The 19,638-nt window shown below is 65.1% G+C and carries 16 protein-coding genes and 1 tRNA gene; 13 read left to right on the forward strand and 4 right to left on the reverse strand.

Annotation, left to right across the window (positions count from 1 at the left end; translation table 11 throughout):
• Nucleotides 1-9: 9 nt before the first annotated feature.
• The gene (locus tag Q0H23_RS03995; RefSeq protein WP_293835951.1) at nt 10-3,195 is read right to left on the reverse strand and encodes a hypothetical protein; all 3,186 of its coding nucleotides are present in this window, start codon (nt 3,193-3,195) and stop codon (nt 10-12) included.
• Nucleotides 3,196-3,348: 153 nt separating this feature from the next.
• Between Q0H23_RS03995 and Q0H23_RS04000 the strand changes: the two genes are divergently transcribed.
• The 7 genes from Q0H23_RS04000 (at nt 3,349) to gltA (ending at nt 10,458) form a co-directional block, all read left to right on the forward strand.
• Complete coding sequence (locus Q0H23_RS04000; RefSeq protein ID WP_293835954.1) at nt 3,349-4,209, forward strand: HAD hydrolase family protein; 861 nt, start codon at nt 3,349-3,351, stop codon at nt 4,207-4,209.
• Nucleotides 4,210-4,323: 114 nt separating this feature from the next.
• Nucleotides 4,324-4,395 (forward strand) — tRNA-Gln (locus Q0H23_RS04005).
• A 265-nt stretch (nt 4,396-4,660) separates the two neighbouring features.
• Nucleotides 4,661-6,070 carry a bifunctional UDP-N-acetylglucosamine diphosphorylase/glucosamine-1-phosphate N-acetyltransferase GlmU gene (gene glmU, locus Q0H23_RS04010; protein WP_293835957.1) on the forward strand — a complete coding sequence of 470 codons (1,410 nt, stop codon included), beginning with the start codon at nt 4,661-4,663 and terminating at the stop codon, nt 6,068-6,070.
• A gap of 141 nt (nt 6,071-6,211) precedes the next feature.
• Nucleotides 6,212-7,204, forward strand: coding sequence for a ribose-phosphate pyrophosphokinase (locus Q0H23_RS04015; protein ID WP_293814477.1), 993 nt, complete (start codon nt 6,212-6,214; stop codon nt 7,202-7,204).
• A gap of 69 nt (nt 7,205-7,273) precedes the next feature.
• Nucleotides 7,274-7,900, forward strand: a complete 627-nt coding sequence (gene pth / locus Q0H23_RS04020; RefSeq protein WP_293835960.1) for an aminoacyl-tRNA hydrolase — start codon at nt 7,274-7,276, stop codon at nt 7,898-7,900.
• Between the two features lie 321 nt (nt 7,901-8,221).
• Nucleotides 8,222-9,061: a sulfide/dihydroorotate dehydrogenase-like FAD/NAD-binding protein gene (locus Q0H23_RS04025; protein ID WP_293835962.1), complete on the forward strand. Its 840-nt coding sequence runs from the start codon at nt 8,222-8,224 to the stop codon at nt 9,059-9,061.
• A complete protein-coding gene (gene gltA, locus Q0H23_RS04030) occupies nt 9,049-10,458 on the forward strand; it encodes an NADPH-dependent glutamate synthase (RefSeq protein WP_293835966.1) in 1,410 nt (469 codons plus the stop codon). Before Q0H23_RS04025 ends, gltA begins: the two co-directional genes overlap by 13 nt.
• Nucleotides 10,459-10,663: 205 nt before the next feature.
• Here the strand turns inward: gltA and Q0H23_RS04035 are convergent, their stop codons facing one another.
• Genes Q0H23_RS04035 through Q0H23_RS04045 form a run of 3 tightly spaced genes read right to left on the reverse strand, consistent with a single transcriptional unit; the run spans nt 10,664 to nt 14,366 of the window.
• Nucleotides 10,664-11,911 carry an electron transfer flavoprotein subunit alpha gene (locus Q0H23_RS04035; RefSeq protein WP_293835971.1) on the reverse strand — a complete coding sequence of 416 codons (1,248 nt, stop codon included), beginning with the start codon at nt 11,909-11,911 and terminating at the stop codon, nt 10,664-10,666.
• On the reverse strand, nt 11,908-12,693 hold the full coding sequence (locus Q0H23_RS04040; protein WP_293835975.1) for an electron transfer flavoprotein subunit beta/FixA family protein: 786 nt from the start codon (nt 12,691-12,693) through the stop codon (nt 11,908-11,910). Before Q0H23_RS04040 ends, Q0H23_RS04035 begins: the two co-directional genes overlap by 4 nt.
• Nucleotides 12,690-14,366: an FAD-binding oxidoreductase gene (locus tag Q0H23_RS04045; protein WP_293835978.1), complete on the reverse strand. Its 1,677-nt coding sequence runs from the start codon at nt 14,364-14,366 to the stop codon at nt 12,690-12,692. The genes Q0H23_RS04040 and Q0H23_RS04045 overlap by 4 nt, the downstream gene beginning before the upstream one ends.
• Nucleotides 14,367-14,570: 204 nt before the next feature.
• Between Q0H23_RS04045 and Q0H23_RS04050 the strand changes: the two genes are divergently transcribed.
• From Q0H23_RS04050 to Q0H23_RS04075, 6 genes are all read left to right on the forward strand, one after another.
• Entirely contained in the window at nt 14,571-15,149 is a 579-nt protein-coding gene (locus Q0H23_RS04050; RefSeq protein WP_293814470.1) for a xanthine phosphoribosyltransferase, read from the forward strand.
• A gap of 15 nt (nt 15,150-15,164) precedes the next feature.
• The gene (locus Q0H23_RS04055) at nt 15,165-15,821 is read left to right on the forward strand and encodes a SprT family zinc-dependent metalloprotease (RefSeq protein ID WP_293835982.1); all 657 of its coding nucleotides are present in this window, start codon (nt 15,165-15,167) and stop codon (nt 15,819-15,821) included.
• 33 nt (nt 15,822-15,854) lie between these two features.
• A complete protein-coding gene (locus tag Q0H23_RS04060) occupies nt 15,855-16,325 on the forward strand; it encodes a dCMP deaminase family protein (RefSeq protein WP_293814468.1) in 471 nt (156 codons plus the stop codon).
• An 18-nt stretch (nt 16,326-16,343) separates the two neighbouring features.
• Nucleotides 16,344-16,715, forward strand: a complete 372-nt coding sequence (locus Q0H23_RS04065) for a metalloregulator ArsR/SmtB family transcription factor (protein WP_293814467.1) — start codon at nt 16,344-16,346, stop codon at nt 16,713-16,715.
• A gap of 515 nt (nt 16,716-17,230) precedes the next feature.
• Nucleotides 17,231-17,449, forward strand: coding sequence for a heavy metal-associated domain-containing protein (locus tag Q0H23_RS04070; protein ID WP_293835986.1), 219 nt, complete (start codon nt 17,231-17,233; stop codon nt 17,447-17,449).
• Between the two features lie 105 nt (nt 17,450-17,554).
• Nucleotides 17,555-19,510, forward strand: a complete 1,956-nt coding sequence (locus tag Q0H23_RS04075) for a heavy metal translocating P-type ATPase (protein WP_293835990.1) — start codon at nt 17,555-17,557, stop codon at nt 19,508-19,510.
• Nucleotides 19,511-19,638: the final 128 nt, after the last annotated feature.

Here is a 19,638-nt window from a genome sequence, read left to right on the forward strand (position 1 = left end):
CAGGGCCTGCTACGCCCGCCCGAACTTGCTCGCGTAGAACTCATCAGTCGCGGCATCCGCAGAGAGGCGCTCCTCGAGCCCGTCTTCTCCGCCATACGACACGAACGCGACTTCCACGGCGGGCTCTTCCCCGCTCCAAAGAGAGCGTTGCTTACGGAACCTGATCATCCCCGCGGGCTCCGTGTCTGTGCCGCCAAAATAGAACGACAGGGTCGCGAACGGACCAGACTCGAAATCCATGCGCTCGTACGTCGTGCGCGCCGCATCGAGCGCGTCCGCGGCGAGAGAAACAGGCGTATCTGAGCCACGCGAGTCATCAAGCTGCAGGTACATGAGCAAACCACTGGCATCGTAGGGGTCCGTGCCAACCGTCGTGGCGGGGTTTACCGCCTTTGCGGCGGCCCGGGCCTCAGAAACGGAGCCCTCGGTCGCGCGGGCAGAGCCAGGCCACGAGAGGTCCACCTTACCGCTGTAGACGACGGTGGCGCTCGGTCCGTCCGTCTCGAAAACGGACGCGATGAGGCGAGGCAGCCAGGCGCCGGCCTCGTCTATCTCGGCATTTGTGGCACACGTCTGGTCCAGGACGACCTTCCCATTCGAGTTCGCGTCAACCCAGCCGCGCATGAGCGGGATGCCCGCCACCTCGGCGTACATCCACACGCCCAGCGAGTCCGCCGCGGCACGAGACGCCTGCGCGACCGCGCCGTTGTCAGAGCCGCCCGAGATGCACAGGGACACACGGCCGTCCTGTTCCACAACCTCGACTTTCTCGGAGGTAAGCGAGCGCTTCTCCATCCCCCATGAAAGCGTGATCGAACGTCCCTGCACGAGCGCCTCCGCCGCGAGCGCGTCGAACCCCTCTGGAGCGAGTTTCACGGCAATGCCATCGCCGTCGTTCACCGTTCCGAGGGCGTACGGGACTCCCATGGCCTCGCAGCGTTCGACGAGCATCGTGCGAGCGTCGAGGGCCTCTCCCTCGGTAAGGCCATCCGCGGTACTTGCCTCAACCACCCATGCGTCCCCGGGTCCCACGTTCGCCTCCGCCACCTGGTTCTGGCTCGACGCATCCGGCTCGTCCCAGTCGATGCTGGGAACGGCCTCGCAACTGAATGAGGCCGGGTACTCTTCGGTGGCGAGCGCCGCCGCAAGCATCTTTGCCTCGGGTTCCATGGGCGCAAGCATCGAGGAGATGGCGTAGGAGCCGCTGGCCAGGCGTACCGTCGAGGTGGTGGACCAGGAGCTACTCTCGAGGTCGAACGCGAAAACGGCATGGTCGAACCAGTCCCCACACGCCTCCTCAAGCCTGCGCACACCCTCATCCGTAAGCGTCAGGCGCACGTAAGCGGCGAAATCATCATTAAGGTAGCTAGCGGATTCGAGGCCGTCGACGCGTCCCGTACAAGCCTCGGCGGAGGCGATCTCGCTTCGATAGACGCGCACGCGTGGGGCGGTGCCGTCAAAAACCGCGTCCTCACTCGAGTCATCCACGAGGTAGAGCGCGAGCGGGTTTGCGAGAAGGTTCTTCACATCGCCCTCGAGCCACGCGGCGAGCTTCTCCGCCGTGACGTCATCGCCGGCGATGGCGCCCTCGAGCTCATCCGCATCCGCAAGGGGGCTCGCCAGGGAAACGGAGATGCCGTCAGAGGAGTCGAGCAGCGCCGCGGACGCTCCCTCCACGCTCGAAAGACGCGCCTGGACAAGGTCCGCGGTGTCTTTGAGCTGGGAGGTCGCGAGGAACTCCGAGCTAGGGTAAAGCACGAGCGTCTGCGCGCTCGAGCTGGCAGGCGTACCCGCAACGGGCAACCACGCCGGAGCGCTCGCGTAGACGGTCACGGCGAGCGCCACCGCGACGAGCACGAGCATCGCCACCTTCAGCGGGAGCGGCACCGCAGATGTGCAGCGCGTCTTCTTCAGAACCTCACGGAGGCGCGAGGGACGCCCGGAGCCCGGATGCTCCGCCGACGGTGCATCCGGCTCCCCAGCGTGTGGGCGCCCAGCGGGGACAGCGCGCGGCCGGGCGCCTCGCCCGTCCTCTCGCCGCTCGATGGAGTCTGCGACGTCCCCCTCAACGAGGGGCGTTGGGGGCACAGTTGCCGCCCCAGGGTCGACCTGTGTAGCGGGCGCCGCGCCCGACGCGCGCCGGGCCTCGATCGCCTCCTCCTCGGAAATGCCGAGCCTCTCTGCGAGGCGCACGAGGTCAAAGCGGCCGCCGAGCTTGCCCACGCCCGGCTCCGTGCAGCGCGCGATCAGGGTGTCGAGCTCGCGGTCCTCCTCGGTCGTCACAAGTTCAGAGGGGAGAAGGATGGCCGAGCGCATCTTGAAATCGCACAGCGCCTGCCTGCCCTCTCGGCCCAGACCAAGCCTGGCGATGGCGTCTTCCACCTGCCGGCGCAGGGCCCATTCGCCCGTGCGCAGGTAATACAGGAGGCAGCCGACCGAATACGTATCGGTGTAACTGCTGTTTCTGAGTAGACGGCTACCCTCCGGGCGCTGATCGAACATCTCCGGGGCGCCCACGAAGGGCGTCGTCGAGCGCTCGAGGGGGTTCGTCGCCGTAACGTCCGGATCATCGGACTCGACGCCCTGGCCAAAGTCGATGAGGACGGCTCGCGAAATCGAACCCGAGCCATCAAGAACAAAGCGCACGTTGCCCGCGCTCACGTCGCGATGAGAAACCGTCGAGAGATAGCGTGCGTCAGAGCGCGACTCCACCGAACAACAGAGGAGAGCCAACACAAGGTGACGTGCCACGCCGAGCGCGTCGACGCTCGCCACGCGCCCGCACTCATCCGAGATAAGCGCACGAAGGCCAAAGAGGTCAAGCCCTTCGACGTACTCCATCGCGATGGCGGGCGTAGCCGCGGAATGATGCCTTCCGTCAACGGCACGCGACGGCGCGGCGGCCGTAGCAGCAGGCTCATCGCCCCCGCAGACACCAAGCGCGTAGACAACCGGAGCATGTCCCGCAGCGCCCCCAAGCTCGGCAAGCAGACGGTACTCGTCGCGCGCCCGCTGCTCGCAGACAGCATTGCTGCGCAAGACCTTAACGAGGAGCTTCTTGCCCGAGGCGTCGGCGAGATGGGCCGTGGCGCTAGAGCCGAAGGCGACGACGTCGCCCAGACACAGTGAGTCCGCGACGGCAAGCGGGTTGCACGCCGCGCGCTCGTTAACTTCGGTTGCGACGAATCGCGACAAGCCCCAGCCCTCCTCCGCAGCCTATTACCGCATGTAAGGTACCACACGCACGCATGGGCGAGGCCTAGCCGAACAGCCACCAACCTCTCTCGCCGTCAACTCCCCCAAGCGGTTATCATGTGCGCGACGGCGCGCGCGAAACGGGGGCATCGCATGACACTCACAGAACAAGAGCTGGCCGAGAAGGCCAAGGGCATCAGGCTGTTCGCCTTCGACCTTGATGGCACCCTGATGAGAAACGACAAGAGCGTCTCGGAACGCACGCAGAACGCGATTCGCGAGCTTCTCGCCCGGGGTATCGAGGCCGTCCCCACCACGGGCCGTGCCTGGCAGGGCCTTCCCATGCCCGAGATCGGCATGGATGACTTCCACTACCTCGTAGCCGCCTGCGGTGCCATCGTCCGGGACCTGCGAACGGGCGAGTTCTTCTGTCGCAAGACCATCGACGCGAGGACCGCGGCCAACCTCCTCCGCACCCTCATGAAGCCGGGCATCTCCGCCTATGTCTGTATCGACGACGAGCCCGGCACTCGCTATGGCTGCGCCGTGAACCGCGAGGAGTTCGATCGCGTCGCCGCCGCGTTTACCCCGCGTAACGGCTATGACGGCGCGGCGGATATCGCCGATAAGGTCGAACGGCTGGGCAAGGGCGTGCTCAAGGTCGGCATCAACTTCATCGACCCATGGCGCGAGGAGGACTTCCTTTCGCTCCCCGCGAACTCCGGTCTCACGGTCAATCCCGCCGCAGTGAGCAACATCGAGTGGGACGCCTTCGGCGTGAGCAAGGCGCGCGGCCTCGAGGAGCTCGCCCATCACCTGGGCTTTGGCCTCGAGCAGGTGTGCACCATCGGCGACTCCGGCAACGACGTCGAGATGCTCGAGGCGGCGGGCCTGGGCATCGCCATGGGAAACGCCTCGGACGTCGCCCGCGACGCAGCGGACTTCACGCTCGACCTCACGAACGAGCAGGACGGCCTCGCCGACTTCGTGGAGCGCTTCCTCCTCGACAAGTAACCGGGGGCGGCTGCACGCCCCGGGCAAGTAGCCCGCGGGGCAATCGCAGCCGCAGGCGGCTCTCCGCACTCAACGTCGTCGCAAGCTGCTACACTTAACCGGCCAGCGTGTCGCTGGGGTATCGTCCAGTGGTTAGGACCCGGGATTTTGATTCCCGTTACCTAGGTTCGAATCCTAGTACCCCAGCGATGCGCTGGTTTTTTGTTTCCACGCAGCACGGATGTGCGGCCTTTCGCTTCTACGCAGCACGGATATGCCGCCACTTGCTTCCGGGCAGCGCGAATGCACCGGCAAAGGGCGCGCACGCCCGGCACAGCGCCGCGAACGCGACAGAAGGCACGTTGCCTTCCTCATCCGCTCACGCAGCCCTTTCCGGACTCTCCACATCCGTGCGCTATCATGACGAGGTTCGCGCCCCAAGGCGGATCCCACCCCAACGGAAGGCAACTCCATGGCAAACGCCACCGCAATCATCCTCGCCGCCGGCGAGGGCACGCGCATGAAGTCCAGTCACGCCAAGGTCTCCCACGAGATTCTCGGCAAGCCGATGATCCGCTGGGTGGCGGACGCCGCCATCGCGGGCGGCTGCGACCGCGTGGTCATCGTTGTCGGCAGTCACGCTGATGAGGTCCGTGCCATCGTCGACGCCGCCTACGCCGGCTCCGCAACTGCGGTCGAGTGCGTCGAGCAGGCCGAGCGCAAGGGCACGGGCCACGCCGTCAAGGTCGCCCTCGAGGCCACCGGCATCGACGAGGGTCCCGTCGTGGTCCTCAACGGCGATCTTCCGCTGGTCACCGCCGAGACCGTTCGCTCCTTCGCCGAGTCCGTCTCCGCCGGCAACGCCGCGGCGACCGCCTTCACCATCACCCCGCCCGACCCGTTCGGCTATGGCCGCATCGTCCTCGCAGAGGACGGCACCATCGAGCGCAACATCGAGCAGAAGGACTGCACGCCCGAGCAGGCGGCAACGCTCCTCGAGTGCAATGCCGGCTGCTACGCCTTCGACGGCGCCCAGCTCGCCGCCCACATCGGCGAGGTCGGGTGCGACAACGCCCAGGGCGAGTACTACCTGCCCGACATGCTCGAGATCCTCAAGTCCCACGGCCAGGCCGTTCGCGCCTTCCACTGCGACGACTATCGCGAGGGCCTCGGCGTGAACTCCCGCGCCCAGCTCGCCCAGCTCACCGCCATCGCGCGCGACCGCATCAACGAGCACTGGATGGCCGAGGGCGTCACCTTCATCGACCCCGTCCAGGCCTGGATCGGCCCGGACGCCACCATCGGCCGCGACACCGTCGTCTGGCCCCAGACCCACCTCATCGGCGAGTGCCACATCGGCACGGATTGCCAGCTCGGCCCCAACAGCCGCCTCACCAACACGAGCGCCGGCAACGGCTGCGTCATCGACGAGACCGTCGCCATCGACGCCAAGCTCGAGAACGCCGTCGATTGCGGCCCGCGCGCCTACCTGCGCCCCGGCACTCACATGCTCAACGGCTCCAAGGCTGGCACGCACGTCGAGATCAAGAAGTCCACGATCGGCGAGGGTTCCAAGGTCCCGCACCTCTCCTACATCGGCGACACCACGATGGGCAGCGGCGTCAACATGGGAGCCGGCTCCATTACCTGCAACTATGATGGCGTCCACAAGCACAAGACGGTCATCGGCAACGACGTCTTCGTCGGCTCGGACACCATGATCGTGGCCCCGGGCGAGATTGGCGACGGTGCCCTCGTCGCCGCCGGATCCGTCATCACCAAGCCCGTCTCCGCAGACGCGCTCGCCATCGGCCGCGCCCGCCAGACCGAGATCGCAGGCTGGGCTTCGAAGCACTTCGAAGCCCTTCGCACACAGAAATAAGGCAATCGACCGCCGCGGCAAGCACCCGCGGCGGTTTGTATGAAGTACCATAGAGGGGCATGCGACGTTTCGACGCCGTAGCCGGATTCCCCCACCGGCAGTTTTTGGCCACGTACTCTCTTACGAAAGGGCGGCACTCAGATGTACGAAGACCTCGACCAGCTTGTTACCATCAAGAAGCGCCTGAGGATCTACAGCGGATCGAGCAACCCCAAGCTCGCTGCAGATATCGCGAAGATTTTGGGCGTCGAGGTTGATGGCCTCGTGCTCGAGCAGTTCGCCAACGGCGAGATCTACGCTCGCTTTGACGAGACCGTCCGCGGTTGCGACGTGTTCTTCATCCAGTCCATCGTTGGCAAGAACGTCAACGACCTCATGATGGAGACCCTTATCGTCGCCGACGCCGCGCACCGCGCCTCCGCCCGCTCCGTCACCGCGGTCATCCCCCACTACGCCTACGCCCGTCAGGATCGCAAGGCCGGCCCGCGCGAGCCGATCACCGCTCGCCTCGTCGCCAACCTGCTCGAGTGCGCCGGCGTTGACCGCGTCATCACGCTTGACCTGCACCAGGGCCAGATCGAGGGCTTCTTCGACGTCCCCGTCAACCACCTCACCGCGCTCCCGCTCTTCGGCCAGTACTTCATGAAGAAGAACTTCGACTGGGAGAACACCGTCGTCGTCTCCCCCGATGTGGGCCGCGCCAAGGCCTGCAAGAAGCTGTCCGATCAGCTCGGCTGCGACCTCGCGATCGCCCACAAGGGCCGTCCGCACCACAACCAGGCCGAGGTCATGGGCATCATTGGTGACATCAAGGACAAGACCTGCATCATCAACGATGACATGATCGACACCGCGGGCACGCTCTGCGCCGCCATCCGCGAGCTCAAGTCCATGGGCGCCGGCGACATCTATGTGTGCGCCACCCACGGCATCTTCTCCGGCCCGGCCATCGAGCGCCTGAATGACGCCCCCATCGTCGAGTGCGTCGTGACCGACTCCGTGCCCCAGCCCGAGGAGAACCTCCAGGGCAAGGTCTCCACGATCAGCGTCGCCAACGAGATCGCCGAGTGCATCTACCATGTCTTCACCGAGACGAGCGTCTCCGGCATGGTCGGCGGCCGTTTCGCGCTCTAAGGCGTCCCCAAGCAAGCAACAGGGCCGCGCGCTCACCTGGGCGCGCGGCCTTTCTCATGAAGGAGCATCATGCCCGCAAAGCCGCAAGCACAACCCGGAACCATCCGCCTGGTCGCAGGCCTCGGCAATCCCGGCGACGAATACGCGAACACCCGCCACAACGCAGGCTTCCGCGCCATCGACGTGCTGGGCGAGCGCCTGGGAGCCGGCTACTGGAAGAGCCAGTGCGGAGCCGAGGTAGCCATCGTGCGCGTCCGCGGCGAGGAGGGCCCGCGCGAGGTGGTGCTCGCAAAGCCGCAGAGCTACATGAACACGAGCGGCGGCCCCATCTCCAAGCTCTGCGCCGAGTATCACGTCGCCCCCGACGAGGTCCTCGTCATCCATGACGAGCTCGACCTCGACCCCGGGGTGGTCCGCGTGAAGTTCGGCGGTGGCCACGCCGGCCACAACGGCCTCAAGTCCATCATCAACAAGCTCGGCACCAAGGACTTCTCCCGCATCCGCGCGGGCATCGGTATGCCCCCGGGACGTATGCCCGTCGTGGACTGGGTGCTCAAGGAGTACCGCACCGGCGAGATGGAAGACGTCCGTCTCGCCGCCGTTGACGCGGCGGACGCCGTCGAGACGTGCCTCGAGCGAGGCGTCATCTTTGCCCGCGACCACATCAACGGGGCCGGCAAGCCGGGCAGCAGATAGCGCACGGCCGCTGAGCCGTAAACGGTAGGTATTCGCCCGCGAGCGGCATGACGCTGCTCGCGGGCTTTTTTCTCCACCGGCGCAACGCCCGGGCACCACCGCAGGTCAGCGCGCCGCCGGCCAAAAAGTTGACCTCTAACGCATGGTCATTTAGCCAAATACCCGCAGGTCACAGGCATTATTGTCAAGACAATTCCGATATCCGAACGCACGCAGCGCGATAGAATTACGTCGTGTGTGCAAACACGCGCCAACGCACGTCGACTCGGGGCAAAAGGTCGGCGCTCGGGCGCACGAAGCAAGACAGGAGAGGAGATCTGCATGTACAAGATCCTCAAAAAGACGCAGTTCTCGGAGAAGGTGTTCGAGTTTCGCGTAGAGGCGCCGCAGATGGCGAAGAAGGCTCACGCCGGCCAGTTCCTCATGGTCCGCGCGAACGAGCAGGGCGAGCGCGTCCCGTTCACCCTCGCCGGCTGGAACGCCGAGGAGGGTTGGGTCGAGTTCATCTTCATGGTGATCGGCAAGACCACCGAGATGCTTTCCGCCTACAACGAGGGTGACGAGCTCCAGGACGTCACCGGTCCCCTGGGCAACCCCACCGAGATCGAGGGCGACCGCGTCGTCGTGCTCGGCGGCGGCGTCGGCCTGGCCATCGCCTACCCCGTTGCCCGCACCTTCTGCGAGGAGGGCAAGAAGGTCTCCGTCATCATGGGCGCGCGCACCAAGGACCTGCTCATCCTGACCGACCAGTTCAAGGCGCTCCCGCTCGAGGGTCTCTACATCACCACGGACGACGGCTCTGAGGGCGAGAAGGGCGTTGTCACCGCTCCGCTCGAGCGCCTCTGCCAGGAGGGTGCCGTCGACGGCGCCTTCTGCGTTGGCCCCGTCCCGATGATGAAGTTCTCCGCCCTTACGGCCCAGAAGTACAACCTCCCGATCATCGCCAGCCTGAACCCGATCATGGTCGACGGCACCGGCATGTGCGGCTGCTGCCGCGTCGAGGTTGGCGGCAAGACCCGCTTCGCCTGCGTCGACGGCCCGGATTTCGACGCCACCCAGGTCGACTGGGATGACCTTCGCGCCCGTCAGGGTTCGTACCGCACCGAAGAGGGCGAGTCCCTCGAGGCTTACAAGGAGGAGAGCTGCGCATGCCACAGGTAAACGGTAAGTACAAGCCCAACATGAAGGCTCCCCGCACCCCTTACGTCGAGGAGCTTCCTGAGGAGCGTGCACAGGACTTCCGTCCGGTCGACCGTGGCTACTCCATGGCCGACGCCGTGGCCGAGGCCAACCGCTGCCTCGACTGCAAGAACCCCAAGTGCGTCCAGGGCTGCCCGGTCAACATCAACATCCCCGGCTTCATCGAGAAGATCCGCGAGGGAGACTTCGGTGGCGGCCTCGACATCATTCGCGAGGCGAGCCTGCTTCCCTCCGTCTGCGGCCGCGTCTGCCCGCAGGAGAACCAGTGCGAGGGCAACTGCGTCCTTAACAACAAGGACCGCGCCATCGCCATCGGCCAGCTCGAGCGCTTCCTCGGCGACAACGCCACCGAGCTCGCCCATGACCCCGAGATCAAGCCGTCCAACGGCAAGAAGGTCGCCGTCGTGGGCTCCGGCCCCTCCGGCATCGCCTGCGCCGGCGAGCTCGCCCGCAACGGCTATGAGGTCACGGTCTTCGAGGCCTTCTTCACCGGCGGCGGCGTCCTGACCTACGGCATCCCCGAGTTCCGTCTTCCCAAGGCGATCGTCAAGCGCGAGATCGACGGCCTGGAGAAGCTCGGCGTCAAGTTCGAGTACAACAGCGTTGTGGGCCGCATCACCGACGCCAAGGAGCTCTTCGAGGAGCAGGGCTTTGACGCCATGTACCTCGCCGTGGGCGCCGGCCTGCCCAAGTTCCTGAACGTCCCGGGCGAGAACCTCCCCGGCGTCTTCTGCGCCAACGAGTACCTCACCCGCGTGAACCTCATGAAGGCCGAGAAGTTCCCGGTGTACGACACCCCGACCAAGCACGGCAAGAACGTCGTCGTGTTCGGCGGCGGCAACGTCGCCATGGACGCCGCGCGCACCGCGCTCCGTCTCGGCGCCGGCACCGTCACCCTCGCCTATCGCCGCACCGAGGAAGAGATGCCCGCCCGTAAGGCCGAGCTCCACCACGCCAAGCAGGAGGGCGTCAAGATCCTCCCGCTCGTCTCGCCGCTGGAGTTCGAGGCTGACGAGAATGGCTTCGTGACCAAGGTCAAGCTCGAGAGGATGGAGCTTGGCGAGCCCGACGAGAGCGGCCGTCGTCGTCCGCACCCGGTCGAGGGTTCCGAGTTCGAGATTCCGTGCGACGTCGCCGTCACGGCCATCGGCACGAACGCCAACCCCTTCCCGAAGCTCGCCGCCGAGGAAGTCGCCCTCAACAAGTGGGGCTACATCAAGGCAGACGAGAACGGTCGCACGTCTGACCCGCGCATCTGGGCCGGCGGTGACATCGTCACCGGTGCCGCCACGGTCATCCTGGCCATGGGTGCCGGCAAGAAGGCCGCGCACTCCATGATGGAGGTCCTGGAGGGCTAAGCGCCCCTCACGGCATCACTAGTACGCCAGCGACCCCGAAGCCTCACGGCTCCGGGGTCGCTTTTTGTTTTTATAGGCCCGCATGGGGCGGGACGGGGCGTTCGCCCGGACATATCGCCTCGCGAGCTCCCTTAGCCTCGCATCCACCTCGCCTCGCCGCATGCGGCACTCGGCAAAACGTATTTCTACACAACATCCGAAATCGTTAGGCCTCGAGCTTCTCGATAAGCTCGTCGATGACGGCATGGCAGTCCCCGACCACCTTGTACTGCGCGGCGCCGAAGATCGGGGCGTCGGGGTCATCGTTCACAGCAACGATGGTCTGGGCGCCCGAGATGCCCGCGAGGTGCTGGATGGCACCGCTCACGCCAAGGCTCAGCAAGAGCTTCGGCGCCACGGAGACGCCCGTCTGGCCAACCTGGTGCGAGTAGTCGAGCCAGCCGGCCTCGACGACCGGACGTGTGCAGCCGATCTCGACCTTGCAACCCAGGCGCTCGCCCAGAAGCTCGACGAGCCTTCGCACGGGCGCGAGCGCCTTCTTGCTGCCAACGCCACGCCCCACCACGACGAGGACGTCAGCATCGGTGATCGAGCCATCGGTACCCGCCGTCTCGCGAGAGAGCACGCGCACGCGGCGCTCGACCCCCTCCGCCAAGGGAACGTCCTCGACGACAACGCTCCGCACCTCGCGGGGTTCAGGAGCCGGAAAGATCCCCGGGCGCACGGTCGCCATCTGCGGGCGGCGACTCGGACAGACGATGGTTGCCATCAGGTTGCCGCCAAACGCCGGACGCGTCTGCTGGAGGAGACCCCTCTCGGTATCCATCTCGAGAATCGTGCAATCTGCGGTGAGACCGGTCTGGAGGAGAACCGCGACGCGTGGCGCGAGCTCGCGGCCAAAGTTGGTGGCACCGTAGAGGATGACCTCGGGCTTGCGCTCGAGAGCAAGATCGCAGAGCCACGCGGCGTAGACCTCGGCGTCATTCTCGGCGAGGCGCTCGTCGCGCGTGCGGATGACCTCGTCCGCGCCGGCGGCGAGGAGGGTGACGACGTTCGCGTCCACCTCGGCGGCGCCGTCGGCGGTGGCCTCGTCATCGGCAGCGACACCCGCGCCAAGGGGCTCCCCGAGCACGGCCACGAGCTCGCAGCCGCGCTCGTCGGCGAGCTCGCGCGCCTTGCCCAGCAGCTCACATGCCACGGGCAACACCGCGCCCGCAGAATCCACCTGCGCGAACACCCAAATGTTCTCGTACTCAGAGAGGTCGACGCCCACGGCGTCCTTCTCGATCGAAAGGGCGCCAACAGGGCACGCGTCGACGCACATGCCGCAGCTCACGCAGCCGTCCAGGACATGCGCCTTGCGATCGACGACCTCGATGCCCGCGTTCGCGCACACGCGCTCGCAGCGACGGCACCCCACGCACTTCTCGGTAGTAACGACCAGACCGCTCATCGCGCGACCTCCTCGATGACACGCAGCAAGCCCGCGGCCTGCTCGCAGACGGATCCCTCGAGCTCGACGGCCTCGTTCGAGCGCTCCGGCACGAAGGACCTGACCACCTGCGTGGGCGACCCGTCAAGGCCACAGCGGGCGCGATCGGCTCCCGCTGCCACGGCATCAAGAATCTCGACCTCCGCCGCCTCGCCCGCTCGCACGCCGGCGATGCTGGGCATGCGCAGGGTCGCGATGTCCTTCGTCACCGTAATGACCGCAGGGAGCGGCACCTCGACGACCTCGGCGCCCTCATCCGTGTCGCGACGCACAACAAGCGAACCCTCGCTGGCGTCGATGACCTCCGAGACGCCAGCGACACAGGGAACGCCCATGATGCCCGCAAGCTCCGGGCCAATCTGCGCCGTGTCGCCATCCACCGCCATCTTGCCGCAAAGAACGAGGTCGGGACGCTCGTCACCCTCCCCTAACGCAAGCGAGAGGGCATAGGAGGTGGCAAGCGTATCCGCTCCGGCGAACGCGCGGTCCGAGAGGAGCGTCGCCGAGTCCGCACCACGGGCGACGGCATCGCGCAGGAGGCGCGCCGTATCGGGAATGCCCATCGAGAGCGCGCGAACCGTGCCGCCGAGGCGCTCTTTGAGCTCGAGCGCGACCTCGAGCGCCGCCGTGTCAAACGGATTCACGACGGACTGACGCCCGTCTCGCACGATCGTGTTGGTCTTGGGATCCATGCGCACCTCGGTGGTGGAGGGCACGGCCTTCATGCAGACGACCATCCTCATGCGCGCTCACCGCCCTTCTCGGCATCGGCAGGCGCGACATTCGTCCCGGCGCCTCCACGCTCGCGCGCGTTGGCTCGAGCTGCCCCCGCGGCGACCATCTCATCCAGCAGCTCTTCACCAAAGAGGTTGCCACGACCGAGCTGGCCCTTGGGGTCGAGCTGGCACTTGAGCCGCGCCATCTCGCGGATGTGCGCGGGACCATACATCGTCTCGAGGAAGCCGCGCTTGATCTTGCCCACGCCATGCTCGGCAGAGACCGCGCCACCCATGCGCGTGACCTCCGCCGCCCAGTCGGCGAAGAGCTTCTTGCCGGCGGCAAAGTCGCGTGAATCGCGAGGCAGCACGTTCACGTGCAGGTGATTGTCACCGATGTGCCCCCACGCGGCGCTTTCGAGGCCCGCCTCGGCAAGCGTGCGACGGTAGAGCGACACGACGTCATGCAGGCGCTCGTCCGGCACGGACATGTCGCTCCCCAGCTTCGTGATGGAGGGATCGATTCTGCGGCGCTCGTCAATGAGCATGTTCACGCTCTCCGGAACGGCGTGACGGAAGAAACGCTGGCACTCACGGTCCACGTCCGTGCGCGCGACCCAAGTGTCAACCTCGCTCGCCCCCACCTCGGCCATGGCATCACCAATCGTGTAGAGCTCGGAGGCCGCCTCTGCCTCGTCGTTGCAATCGAGCTCGACGTAGACGCAGCACGCAAAGCGCTCCTCCACGGAAGGAAGGCTCGAGAAGGCGGCGCTGTTCTCGCGCTGGGAGCGCAGGATCGAGAGGGCACCGTCGTCAAAGTACTCGATAGCCTTCGCGCACGAGAGACGCGGGCGCACCGCGCAGGTGAAGTCGAGCGCTGCCGTCTCGCTCTCGAAGAAGCAACTCACGCCCCACACGACTGCCGGCGCCGGTGTAAGGGCGAGCTCAACCTCACTCACCACGCCAAGCGTGCCGTCAGACCCTACGAACAGGTCGACGGCGTCCATGTCATCCTCCACGAAGTAGCCGGAGGCGTTCTTGGTCTTGGGCATCTCATACGTGGGGAGGTCGAGCGCGATCTCGCGGCCACCCTCCGTCACGAGCGTGAGCGTGCGACCACACGCGTGCACCTCGCCGCGACGCAGCGCGACGACATCGCCATCCGCGAGCACGACGCGCAGGGCGCTCACGTGAGGACGCACGGGACCGTAGCCGTAGCTGCGGGCTCCAGAGGCGTTGCAGGCCACCATGCCGCCGATACAGGCGCTCGTCTCCGTTGGGTCCGTGGGAAAGAACTGTTCGGGACCGGCATAGAGCTCCTCAAGCGCCGCCAGGCCCTCCTTGTCCCAGCCCGCCGTGGGAATGGCCTTGTTCGCTAGGGCCTTGCGCAGGTTGGCGAGGACGACGCCCGGCTGGACGCGCAGGTAGAACCTGCCGTCCTCATCTCGCCGAAGCCCAAGATAGCCGTCCATGCGCGCGAGGCTCATGACATGGCCGCCGTGCGGGACGGCACCAGCGGCAAGACCGGTCCTCGCACCCTGGACGGTCACGGGGCCTCCCGCGACGGACGCCTCGCGCAAGACGGCACGAATCTCGTCCTCACTCACGGGAAAGGAAATGCTCTCCGCCTCTCCCGCGCTGCGCGACTCATCGCGAACGTATTCCTCGTATTCCGAGGTAAAGGGTCTGACTTGCACCATGCGAACCTCTTTCGCGCCGCCAGTTTGTAGGGAGCCACGATACGCGCCATAGGTTGCCGTTTCGTTTCTCGAATTAACGTATCTCGGATGCGTTGCTCGATATCGCACGACAAACGGGCGAATACGCGGCATAATGGTCAGAAAAGTTCGCGCGGTCCCACCCAAACGCCGCGCCCATCCCACTAGTTCAGGAGGCAGCGCCGCATGAAGGAACTCGAGGATCGCATTCGCCAGGACGGCATCGTTCGCGAGGGCAACGTCCTGAAGGTGGACAGCTTCCTCAACCACAAGTGCGACGTCGCACTCTATGACCAGATGGGTGCCGAGTGGGCCCGCCTGTTCGCCGGCAAGCACATCGACAAGATCTTGACGATCGAAAGCTCGGGCATCGGCATCGCTTGCGTCGCCGCCACCCACTTCAACGACGTGCCCGTGGTCTTCGCCCGCAAGACCGAGTCCAAGAACCTCGACGGCGAGCAGTACCGCACCCAGATCAGGAGCTACACCAAGGGCCGCACCTACGAGGTCATCGTCGCCAAGCGCTTCCTCGAGCGTGGCGAGCACGTCATCATCCTCGACGACTTCCTGGCCATGGGCTGCGCCCTCAACGGCCTCCTCGAGATCTGCGAGGAGGCGGGCGTCGTGGTCGAGGGCATCGGCATCGCCATCGAGAAGGGTTTCCAGCCCGGCGGCAAGAGCCTGCGCGAGCGTGGCTACCAGGTGGAGAGTCTCGCCATCGTCCAGTCGATGGACGCCGCTACCGGCGAGATCGAGTTCGCCTAGGCTCAGCGCAAATCCGTGAGCAGCTTCATTCTCTACGTGAACGACGGGGATGGCGTACGCGCTGGCGACGCCATCCCCGTTTCCGTGACGCGCAAGCACGTGCGCAATCTCAATCTGCGCATCCACCGTGACGGTTCGGTCGTGCTGAGCATGCCGATGGCCATGCCGGCAGGTCGCGCCCAGGAGTTCCTCGACAGGCGCGCGGCGTGGATTCGCAAGAACGTCGACTCGCGCTTCAAGCGTGCCGCGGTGCAAGATCTCCTGGCGGGTCAGGGTGCCTCCACCTATCCGCTCTGGGGTGAGTCCGTTGAGGTTCCGAATGGCGACAAGCTCACGTTGGACGAGGTCGACGAGATCTACCGAGAAGAGCTCGCCCATCGCCTGCCAGAGATCGTCATGTGGATGGAATCGCAGGTAGGGGCCCACGCAAGCTCCTGGAAGATTCGCGCCATGGCGACGCGTTGGGGATCGTGCACCCCTAAGACCGGTGCCATCCGCATCAACGCGCGCCTCGCCGCATACCCGCCCGAGTGTCTCTCCTACGTTGTCGCGCATGAGCTCGCGCACCTACTCGAGCCAACCCACAACGCTCGATTCCACGTGATTGTCGCTCGCGCCATCCCCAACGAGCCCGAGATTCGCGCCCGGATGCGCAAGCCGCCCGTGGGGTAAGATTCACGAAGGAAACGAGACCAAGGAGCCAGCATGCCGGGTAAGCGCACCGATGTCATCAGTTGGGACGAGTTCTTCATGCGTGTCGCCGTTGCGGCGAGCCTGCGCAGCAAAGACCCAAACACCCAGGTGGGCGCCTGTATCGCAGACACCAACCATCGCATCCTGTCCGTGGGCTACAACGGCACCCCCACCGGCCTCAACGATGACGACTTCCCCTGGGAGACGGACGCTGATCCCCTGCTCGACAAGCACAACTACGTGATCCACGCCGAGGCGAACGCGATTCTCAACTACCGCGGCTCGCTCAAGGACCTCGACGGCGCGAGCGTCTACGTGACCCTCTTCCCCTGCCACGAGTGCGCCAAGACCCTCGTGCAAGCAGGCATTGGCGAGGTCGTCTACCTGGGCGACAAGTACGAGGGCACGACGGACAACCTCGTCTCCAAGAGCATCCTCGATCGATGCGGCATTGGCTATCGCCAGATCACGCTCTCGGACTAGTCCCAAGGAGGAACGCCCATGACGGAGACGAACAAGGAAACGGCCCTCGCGAGCAGCGACGAGCCCAAGAGCAGCATCATTCCCGTTGGCAAGGCACCTGAGTGCGAGCCGGACGAGGAGCTTCTCTATGACCTCGCGGACCTCTTCAAGGTCTTCTCTGACACGACGCGCATCAAGATCCTGTTCACCCTCATGGGGCGCGATCTGTGCGTGGCGGATATCGCAGACGAGACGGACACCACGCAGAGCGCCGTCTCTCACCAGCTGCGCACACTCAAGCAGGCGCACCTCGTGAAGTTCGTGCGCGACGGACGCAACATCGTCTATTCCCTCGCGGACGACCACGTCTACACGATGCTCAACGTCGGCCTCAACCACATCTGCGAGTAGCATCCGCGCCTGAGGCGGCGTTTGGACGCCCCGGATTCGGCACTCGAGGACATATCCTGGCGCGAGCGGTCAAAATACCCATCTTGGCGTACGGGTTGACCGCCGCATGGGACTAGTTAATTGACTGCAATCAAGCAACCAGCCGAACAACACAGCAATTTGGTCCTCATTCAGGACGGATTGCTATTAGCAGACATGCGTTGTGCACCCTGACGGACAAATGGAGACGCCTCGGAGCCAATTTCGGGCTACCGGGTGTACGCCAAGATGGGTATTTTGACCACGATCGCAGACACATGCTATTAACGGACAGTTTCTCCCCCGGCGCTCCAGGGGAGCGACATACGTCGCGCGTCCGTTATTTCATGCAAACCAGCCATTCGCCTATTTCTCGTTGACATATGAATACGCGCTCATATAATTAGTTCTAGCCTGGCATATGAATGATTGTTCAGATGTTCCGGCTATCGTAAATACACAAGCGAGGGCACGGCCCTTGAGAGAAAGGTCCCATCATGAAGAAGGCGTTCAAGCTCGACGAGATCGATTGTGCCAACTGCGCCCGCGAGCTGCAGGACGAGCTCTCCAAGCTCGAGGGCGTCAAGTCCGTCTCCGTCAATTTCATGACCCAGAAGCTCACCCTCGAGGCCGATGACGCGGAGTTTGACGAGGTCCTCGAGCGCGTCGTCGACTTCACCGCCGATGCCGAGCCCGACTGCGAGATCATCCGTTAGCAAGCCATCCCCTGCCGCTGGCCCTACTTTTCGCGGCGGGGGTCTTTTAAATGCTAATATATGAACGGCTGCGCATACGTTCATCGATTTGGGAGAAGGAGCACAATGGCAGACCAAAAGAAAAGGAAGCGTCGCAAGAAGGAGACGCAAGAGCAGAAGCTCCGTCGCATCCTCATCGCGCTTGTCATCTTTGCCGTTATCTTCGCGATAGATGAGCTTGGCGCACTCAAGGCCGCCTTTGGCGACCCGGGATGCGTCTATGCAAGCTTCGTACTCTATCTCGTGCCCTTCGTCATCGCTGGCCACGATGTCCTCAGGAAGGCCTATGGCAACATCCGTCGCGGCAAGGCCTTTGACGAGTCGTTCCTCATGGCCGTCGCCACGATCGGCGCCTTCGCAATGGTCCTCTTCCCCGACACTGACCCACATATGGCCGAGGGCGCGGCGGTCATGCTCTTCTACCAGGTGGGCGAGCTGTTCCAGGCATACGCCGTCGACAAGAGCCGCAAGTCCATCGCCGCCATGATGGATATTGCCCCCGACTACGCAAACATCGAGGGTGAGGACGGCGAGCTCGAGCAGGTCGACCCGGACGAGGTCGCTATGGGATCCGTCATTGTGGTCAAGCCGGGCGAGCGCATCCCCATCGACGGCACCATCATCGAGGGCGCGACCCAGCTCGACACCGCCGCACTCACGGGCGAATCCGTCCCGCGCCATGCCGAGACGGGCGCGGATGTCATCTCGGGATGCATCAACATGACCGGCCTCATCAAAGTCAGGACCACCAAACCCTTTGGGGAGTCGACCGTCTCGCGCATCCTCGAACTCGTTGAGAACGCCAGCGAGAAGAAGGCCAAGACCGAGAACTTCATCACTCGCTTCGCCCGCGTCTACACCCCGGCGGTCACTGGTGCCGCGGCCCTCCTCGCCCTTGGCGGCGGCCTCATCACCGGCGCCTGGAGCGACTGGATCCTCCGTGGCCTCACCTTCCTCGTCGTCTCCTGTCCGTGCGCCCTCGTTATCAGCGTGCCGCTCAGCTTCTTCGGCGGTATCGGCGGGGCGTCGCGCATCGGCGTTCTCGTAAAGGGATCGAACTACCTCGAGTCCCTGGCGGAGGTCGACACGGTCGTCTTCGACAAGACGGGCACCCTTACCAACGGCACCTTCAACGTCGTCGCCATTCACCCAGAGTCCGGCGTCGACCCAGATTACGTCCTCAGCCATGCCGCCTATGCGGAGGCCTTCTCGGACCATCCCATCGCGCTCTCCGTCAAGGCTGCGTATACGGGTGAGATCGACCGCAATCGCATTCGCGACGTCCAGGAGGAGAGTGGCCACGGCGTCGTGGCTCGCGTGGTCGAGGAGACCCAGGCCGCAGAACACGTGGTCCTCGTGGGCAACGACAAGCTCATGCGCGCACACGGCGAGACCTGGCACGATTGCTCGCTCACCGGCACCATCCTGCACGTCTCGGTCGACGGGCGCTACGTGGGCCACATCGTGATCGCGGACGTCGTGAAGGACGACGCCGCGCAGACCATCCGCGACCTCCACGCCTGCGGCGTCCGCCGCTGCGTCATGCTCACGGGCGACCGCGAGGAGGTTGCGAAGGCCGTGGCGGAGCAGCTCGGCATCGATGAGTTCCACGCACAGCTCCTGCCCGCGGACAAGGTCGAGCGAGTCGAGACACTGCTCTCGAACGAGGATGCCAAGCACAAGCTCGCCTTCGTTGGCGACGGCATCAACGATGCCCCGGTTCTCACCCGCGCGGACGTGGGCATTGCCATGGGAGCGATGGGCTCCGACGCCGCCATCGAGGCAGCCGACGTCGTCCTTATGGACGACAAGCCCTCGAACATCTCGCGAGCCATCCGCATTGCCCGCAAGACGATGGGGATCGTCTGGCAGAACATCGTCTTCGCGCTTGCCGTGAAGCTCCTGATTCTGGCGCTGGCGGCGTTTGGCATCGCCAACATGTGGCTCGCCGTCTTTGGCGACGTGGGCGTCGCGATCATCGCGATCCTCAACGCCATGCGCGCCATGCACGTCGAGAACTAGCAGCGCGAACCAGAAAAAGGGACAGTCCCTTTTTCTGGTTCGAAGGCCTCGCCGCACAACAATGCCCCCGCCGCGAGGGGGCGCGACGGGGGCCAAAGGAAGGAAGGTACTTGGTACTTACCCCTCCA

It is taken from the genome of uncultured Parolsenella sp., assembly GCF_934660935.1.
Taxonomy (GTDB): domain Bacteria; phylum Actinomycetota; class Coriobacteriia; order Coriobacteriales; family Atopobiaceae; genus Parolsenella.